The 6,320-nt window shown below is 64.2% G+C and carries 5 protein-coding genes; 1 reads left to right on the top strand and 4 read right to left on the bottom strand.

The features are described 5' to 3' along the window. Positions 1-227 precede the first annotated feature (227 nt). The 4 genes from leuA to EGJ22_RS04370 form a co-directional block, all read right to left on the bottom strand. The gene (gene leuA, locus EGJ22_RS04385) at positions 228-1,901 is read right to left on the bottom strand and encodes a 2-isopropylmalate synthase (protein WP_009683414.1); all 1,674 of its coding nucleotides are present in this window, start codon (positions 1,899-1,901) and stop codon (positions 228-230) included. Between the two features lie 422 nt (positions 1,902-2,323). Then, complete coding sequence (locus EGJ22_RS04380; protein WP_115293443.1) at positions 2,324-3,151, bottom strand: M23 family metallopeptidase; 828 nt, start codon at positions 3,149-3,151, stop codon at positions 2,324-2,326. 3 nt (positions 3,152-3,154) lie between these two features. Continuing rightward, positions 3,155-4,534: an exodeoxyribonuclease VII large subunit gene (xseA, locus tag EGJ22_RS04375; RefSeq protein WP_125920147.1), complete on the bottom strand. Its 1,380-nt coding sequence runs from the start codon at positions 4,532-4,534 to the stop codon at positions 3,155-3,157. Between the two features lie 32 nt (positions 4,535-4,566). Next, the gene (locus EGJ22_RS04370) at positions 4,567-5,451 is read right to left on the bottom strand and encodes a LysR family transcriptional regulator (RefSeq protein ID WP_009683417.1); all 885 of its coding nucleotides are present in this window, start codon (positions 5,449-5,451) and stop codon (positions 4,567-4,569) included. Positions 5,452-5,548: 97 nt separating this feature from the next. Here EGJ22_RS04370 and EGJ22_RS04365 point away from each other — a divergent pair, with 97 nt between their 5' ends. Further along, the gene (locus EGJ22_RS04365; RefSeq protein ID WP_009683418.1) at positions 5,549-6,304 is read left to right on the top strand and encodes a sulfite exporter TauE/SafE family protein; all 756 of its coding nucleotides are present in this window, start codon (positions 5,549-5,551) and stop codon (positions 6,302-6,304) included. The last annotated feature ends 16 nt before the right edge of the window (positions 6,305-6,320 follow it).

Below are 6,320 nucleotides of genomic sequence, written 5' to 3'. Positions count from 1 at the left end.
CCTGTCACAGGCGTTACTGGCCCGAAACAAACGTAGGAGCGAGCGCAGCTCGCGATGCGCCGCGCGGGCGGCGCTCGCTCTAACAGGCGCTGCATACCCTGTGGCAAACACCTGTCAGCCCTGATGCGATCCCCGTGGGAGCTGGCTTGCCAGCGATAGGCCCAGTACAAGGCCAACAAAAAAGCCCGCATCAAACGATGCGGGCTTTCTCATTCAGCAGGCAGGGCTCAGGCCGCTTTGGCTTCCTGCTGGCTCAACGAGCGGTTCAGGGCGCTGAACAATGCCTTGAAGCTGGCGGTGGTGATGTTTTCGTCGATACCCACACCGTGCACCGGGCGGCCACCGGCCACGCGCAACTCGATGTAGGCCGCCGCCTTGGCGTTGGTGCCAGCACCAATCGCGTGCTCGTTGTAGTCCATGATCTCCACGGCAACCGGCAGGCCGGCAACCAGGGCTTCCAGGGCGCCATTGCCCTTGCCGCGCCAGTGCAGGGTGGTTTCGCCTTCGCCGGCGACTTCCACTTCCACGGCGCTGTGGCCGTTTTCTTCCTGCAGGCGGTGGCTGACCAGGGCGTATGGCGCGTTGGCCTGCAGGTATTCCTTGTGCAGCAGGCTGTAGATTTGCTGAGCGGTCATTTCCAGGCCCAAACGGTCGGTTTCACCCTGCACAACCTGGCTGAACTCGATCTGCATGCGGCGCGGCAGGCTGATACCGTACTCTTGCTCGAGCAGGTAGGTGATGCCGCCTTTGCCCGACTGGCTGTTGACGCGGATGACCGCCTCGTAGCTGCGGCCGATATCGGCCGGGTCGATCGGCAGGTACGGCACTTCCCACAGCTCGCCTTCCTGCTGCTTGGCGAAGCCCTTGCGGATGGCGTCCTGGTGCGAGCCGGAGAACGCAGTGTGTACCAGGTCGCCGACATAAGGGTGGCGTGGGTGCACGGGCAGCTGGTTGCACTCTTCGACCACCTTACGCACGCCGTCGATGTCGGAGAAGTCCAGCAGCGGGTCGATACCTTGGGTGTACAGGTTCAGTGCCAAGGTCACCAGGTCGACGTTACCGGTCCGCTCGCCGTTGCCGAACAGGCAGCCTTCGGCGCGATCGGCGCCGGCCATCAGGCCCAGTTCGGTGGCGGCAATGCCGGTGCCACGGTCGTTGTGGCAGTGCAGGCTGATGATCACGCTGTCGCGGCGGCTGACATTGCGGCAGAACCATTCGATCTGGTCGGCGTAGATGTTCGGCGTGGAGACTTCCACGGTGGCCGGCAGGTTGAGGATGACCTTGTGCTCTGGCGTCGGGTTCCACACCTCGATGACCGCGTCGCACACCTCCTTGGCGAATTCCATTTCGGTCGCGCTGAAGGTTTCTGGCGAGTACTGGAAGGTCCAGTGGGTTTCGGGCTGCTGGGCGGCATACTTGACGAACAGCTTGGCGGCATTCACCGCGATGTCTTTCACGCCTTGCTTGTCCTGGTTGAAGACAATGCGGCGGAACGCCGGGGAGGTGGCGTTATACAGGTGGACGATGGCCTTTTTCGCGCCACGCAGCGACTCGAAGGTACGCGCGATCAGGTCTTCACGGGCTTGGGTGAGAACCTGGATCGTGGTGTCGTCCGGGATGTGGCCGTCTTCGATCAGGGTGCGCACGAAGTCGAAATCGGTCTGCGAGGCAGACGGGAACGCCGCTTCGATTTCCTTCACGCCCACCTGGACCAGGGTCTTCCAGAAGCGCAGTTTCTTCTCCGAATCCATCGGCTCGATCAGCGACTGGTTGCCATCACGCAAGTCGGAGCTGCACCAGATGGGCGCTGCGGTGATGGTCTTCGACGGCCAGGTGCGGTCAGGCAGGTCGATAGTCGGGAAGGCGCGGTATTTTTTCGAAGGGTCTTTGAGCATGGACATGGAAGCAATCCTTTTGTGTGCGGCCGAAATCGGGCCTGCCGAGCGATAACAAGATGAAGAGGCGAGGCGACGCGATTCAGCCTGGTAGTCGTGCGCTGACCAGGCTGAGGCTGCGATGTTGTCGGAGCAGGATGAGGGTGCTGAAGGTTTTCATGCCTTCAAACTTAACCAGTGGGGTGGGGGATGGCAAGCGTTCGGAAAAAATTGAGAGGAATGCTTAAAAAAAGCGTATGAGCGAGATTTTATGGCTGGATTCACCCTTGGGGTTGTTCATTGTTGCGCGGTAGTTTTAGCTGGCGCAACACAGTGGAACCCCGTTGACCAATTCTCGCCTCATCGCCGGCAAGCCAGCTTCCACAGCACTGTCACAGGGCTGAAACGCTGTGGAGGCGGGGTTTGTCGGCGAGTCTGGCGCTGCGGTCTCAGGGCTGAAACGCGCCGATGAAAATCGCCGGATCCACCCGCGCATCGTTCAGGCTCACGTTCCAGTGCATGTGCGGCCCGGTAGCCCGGCCGGTTGAGCCCACGCGCCCGACTACCTCGCCCCGGCGCAGTTGCTGCCCCACCTGCACATCGATCTTCGACATGTGGCAGAACATGCTGATGAAGCCCTGGCCGTGGTCCACGAATACCGTACGGCCATTGAAGAAGTAATCTCCCACCAGAATCACCTTGCCATTGGCCGGGGTCTTGATGGGCGTACCTGCCGGCACCGCGAAGTCCAGCCCGGCATGCGGGTTGCGTTCCTCGCCATTGAAAAAGCGACGCACGCCGAACTTGCTCGACAACGGGCCGTTGACCGGCTTGTCGAGGATCAGGTTGCTGGGCAGGGCAGGGCTGAAGCTGCGGTAGGCCTTGATCTGCTCGGCCAGCTCGCGGTCGATGCGCTTGAGGTCGGCGGGGTTCGGGTTGACCTGGCGGGTGTTCTTCAGGGTAATGCGCTGTTCGGGGTACTTTTTGCTACCCACGCTGAACGGCAGGTTGCGCCCGCCTTGGCTGAGCACGGCAGTACCCGGCTTCTGGGTCAGCGGGATTCCGACAATGGCCAACCAGTTCTCCTGCTCCTTGACCACCAGCACCGGCTTGCCGTCGAAGCGCGCTTCGGGGGCGCTGGCGGCAGGGCCGAGGTTGACCACCGCCACGCCGCCGGGCACCGGCTTGTTCAGCGCACGCGTGATGTAACTGGCCTGGGCGCCGCCGGCCAGCAGTAACAGGGAAAGGGCGAACAGGGTGGCAAGCAGGCGGGGCATGTGTCAGTCCAATAGCGAAAGGGTGACCGGAGTCAGGTGATTGTCTTCCACGCGCACCAGCAGCTCGCCCTGGTCCAGGCGTGCCGTAAGGCGTTGGCCGTTGCGGGTCTGTTCGGCGCTGCGAATCGCCTGGCCCTGGTCGTCGAGCAGGATGCTGTAGCCGCGCGCCAGTGTGGCCAGCGGGCTGACCACCTGCAGCGTCTGCAGCTGGGTCTGGAAGCGCTGGCGGCGGTCCTTGAGCAGTTCGCGCATGGCCCGTGGCAGGCGCTCGGCCAGGCTGTCCAGGCGCTGGGCCAGCAGTTTCAGGTTGCGCCCCGGGTGTTGCGCAGCCAGGCGGGTTTCTGCCCGCGCCAGACGCTCACGGCGCTGGTTGAGGCTGAGCAGGAACGCCCGGCGCAGGCGCATGTCCAGGTCGTCCAGGCGCTGGGCCTGCTGGCGCAAGCGCTCGCCTGGGTGGCGCAGGCGCCTGGTCAGCGAGTCCAGGCGCAGGCGGTCATGGCTCAGGCGGTTCTGCATGCGCAGCAACAAGCGCCGCTGCAGCCCGTCCAGGCGTTGGCGAATACCACTGCTGTCGGGCGCCAGCAACTCTGCGGCGGCAGACGGAGTGGGGGCGCGCACGTCTGCCACGAAGTCGCTGATGGACACATCGGTCTCATGGCCGACTGCGCTGACTATCGGTGTGACGCAGGCAGCCACGGCGCGGGCCACGGCTTCTTCGTTGAAGCACCACAGGTCTTCCAGTGAGCCGCCACCACGGGCCAGGATCAGCGCATCGAAGCCAAGGCCGTCGGCCAGGCGGATGGCACGCACGATCTGTGCGATGGCCTCGCGGCCCTGTACCGCCGTGGGAATCAGGTTCAGTTCCACCTGCGGGGCGCGGCGGCCGAACACACTGATGATGTCGCGGATCACCGCGCCGGTGGGGGAGGTGATGATACCGATGCGTTGCGGGTGGGCAGGCAAGGGCTTCTTGCGTTCGGCGCTGAACAGCCCTTCGGCACCGAGCTTTTCCTTCAAGGCCTCGAATGCCAGGCGCAGCGCGCCATCCCCCGCCGGCTCGACGGTGTCGAGAATCAGCTGATAATCACCCCGGCCCTCGAACAGCGAAACCTTGCCCCGCACCCGCACCGCCAGGCCATCGCGCAGCGCTTGGCGCACCCGCGTGGCGCTCTGCCGGAACAGGGCGCAGCGTACCTGGGCACCGCTGTCCTTGAGGGTGAAGTACATGTGGCCAGACGCCGGGCGGGCGAGGTTGGAAATCTCGCCTTCCACCCACACGCTGCGGAATACGTCCTCGAGCAGCACGCGGGCGCGGCCGTTGAGTTGGCTGACCGTCAGGACCTCGCGGTCCAGGCCGAGTCGTTCGAAAGGGTCTCTGATCATGGCCGGCATCATACCTTACCGGGCGTTGCGGGCTAGCCGTGATCTTTCATCGCGGCCACGAACTGGCGCACCAATTGCTCTGCATCGCGCCGGCACGCCAGGGCCACGGTACTTTCCCGGCCCCCCTCCAGGGTGACGAAACTGACCGAGGCCGGCGCAATGTCGCGCATGCATTGCGGCAGCAACGCCACGCCAAAACCTGCCTGGATCAGCTGCAACTGGGTCGTTTTGCGCGACAGCACCTGCGCCGCCTGCGGGAAAAAGCCCGCATCCATGCACAACGAGGCTGCCAGGTAGCTCAGCCCGCCGCGCTCACGGTGCGGAATGGAAATGAAGCGCTCGTCGCGCAACTGCTGCAGCGCCACCTGCGCCGCACCGGCCAACGGATGCCCGGCCGCCACCGCAAGCAGCACGGGCTCGCTGAACAGTTCATGCAGCACCACGCCTTCATGCTGGCGAAGCACCGGCAAGCGCAACAGGCCGATATCCAGCCGCCCCGCCGCGATGTCTTCCAGTTGGGCCTCCGACGACTGCTGGGCGATGTCCAGTGCAACCCCCGGGTTAGCGTGCAGGTAACCGCTCAAACGCGCCAGCAGCGGGCCGGTCAACGGGACGGTGCTGGAGTGGTTCAGGCGCAAGCTGCCTTGCAACCCTTGGCCAATATCGCGGGTCACCCGCTCTGCCTGCGCCAGGTCGGCCAGCAGGCGCCGTGCCCGCTCCAGCAACGCCTGGCCGGCCGGGGTCAGGCGCGGCAGGCGGGCGGTGCGCTCGAACAATGGCGTGCCCAGTTGCTGCTCCAGCTCCTTGATCTGCCGGCTGAGTGCCGACTGCGCGATGAACAGGCGTTCAGCGGCACCGCTGAAGCTGCCGCACTCGGCGATTTCCACGAAGTAACGCAACTGGCGGATGGACGTCATGTCATGCCTTTTCGAGATGGCTTTGGCGATAAAGCCATATTAGTCGGCATGGCTCTCAGCTGGCTAACCTTTGCCTATGCTCCCTGGAACTGCTGCCATGCTCACTGAACTGTCGCTCACCGGCCTTGACTGGCTGCCCATCCTGCTCGGCGTCGGCGTGGCCTACGTCGTCTTTGGCATTGCCGGTTTCGGTACGGCCCTGGTGGCGGGCCCGGTGCTGATCCATTTCATGCCGTTGTCACGAATCATCCCGCTACTGGTGTTGCTCGATTTTGTCGCCGCCTTCGGCAACCTGCTGCCTTCGCGCCGTGATGTGGTGCGCGGCGAGTTGCTGCGGCTGTTGCCGTTCATGGCCCTGGGCTGCACGTTGGGCGTGGTGTTCCTGCTGCGTTTGCAGTCTGACGTGCTGTTGCTGTTGATGGGCCTGTTCGTTACGGCCTACGCGCTGTATAGCCTGGCGGTCAGAGTACGGCCGGCGAACCTGTCGGGTTTCTGGGCAGTGCCAATGGGTACGGCAGGCGGGCTGTTCGGGGCGCTGTTCGGCAGCGGCGGTTTTCTTTATGCGCTGTACCTGAGTGCCCGCCTGGAACGAAAGGAACAGGTGCGCGCCACCCAGAGCGCGCTGATCAGCTGCAGCACGGTGGTGCGCCTGGCATTGTTCCTGGTCGCCGGTGTTTACGCCGATCAGAGCCTGCTCTTGCTGGCTGCATGCCTGCTGCCGGTCATGTTCATCGGCTTGTGGGTCGGCCGTGGGCTGACCCACAGGCTGTCGCGCGAAGCCTTTGTGCGCCTGGTCACCTGGCTGGTGCTGGCCAGCGGCTTGGCGCTGATCGGTCGCTACCTCGGCGCCTGAGCGGTAGAATTGCGCC

Source organism: Pseudomonas sp. p99-361 (assembly GCF_003935475.1).
GTDB classification, from domain to species: Bacteria; Pseudomonadota; Gammaproteobacteria; order Pseudomonadales; family Pseudomonadaceae; genus Aquipseudomonas; species Aquipseudomonas juntendi.
Note: the sequence above shows the minus strand (reverse complement) of the source record. Positions and strands in the feature narration are given on the sequence as shown.

What these genes read in the sequence shown, in the direction of transcription:
- leuA (WP_009683414.1), bottom strand. Translation starts at nt 1,901, where the DNA reads ATGTCCATGCTCAAAGACCCTTCGAAAAAATACCGCGCCTTCCCGACT.
- EGJ22_RS04380 (WP_115293443.1), bottom strand. Translation starts at nt 3,151, where the DNA reads ATGCCCCGCCTGCTTGCCACCCTGTTCGCCCTTTCCCTGTTACTGCTG.
- xseA (WP_125920147.1), bottom strand. Translation starts at nt 4,534, where the DNA reads ATGATCAGAGACCCTTTCGAACGACTCGGCCTGGACCGCGAGGTCCTG.
- EGJ22_RS04370 (WP_009683417.1), bottom strand. Translation starts at nt 5,451, where the DNA reads ATGACGTCCATCCGCCAGTTGCGTTACTTCGTGGAAATCGCCGAGTGC.
- EGJ22_RS04365 (WP_009683418.1), top strand. Translation starts at nt 5,549, where the DNA reads ATGCTCACTGAACTGTCGCTCACCGGCCTTGACTGGCTGCCCATCCTG.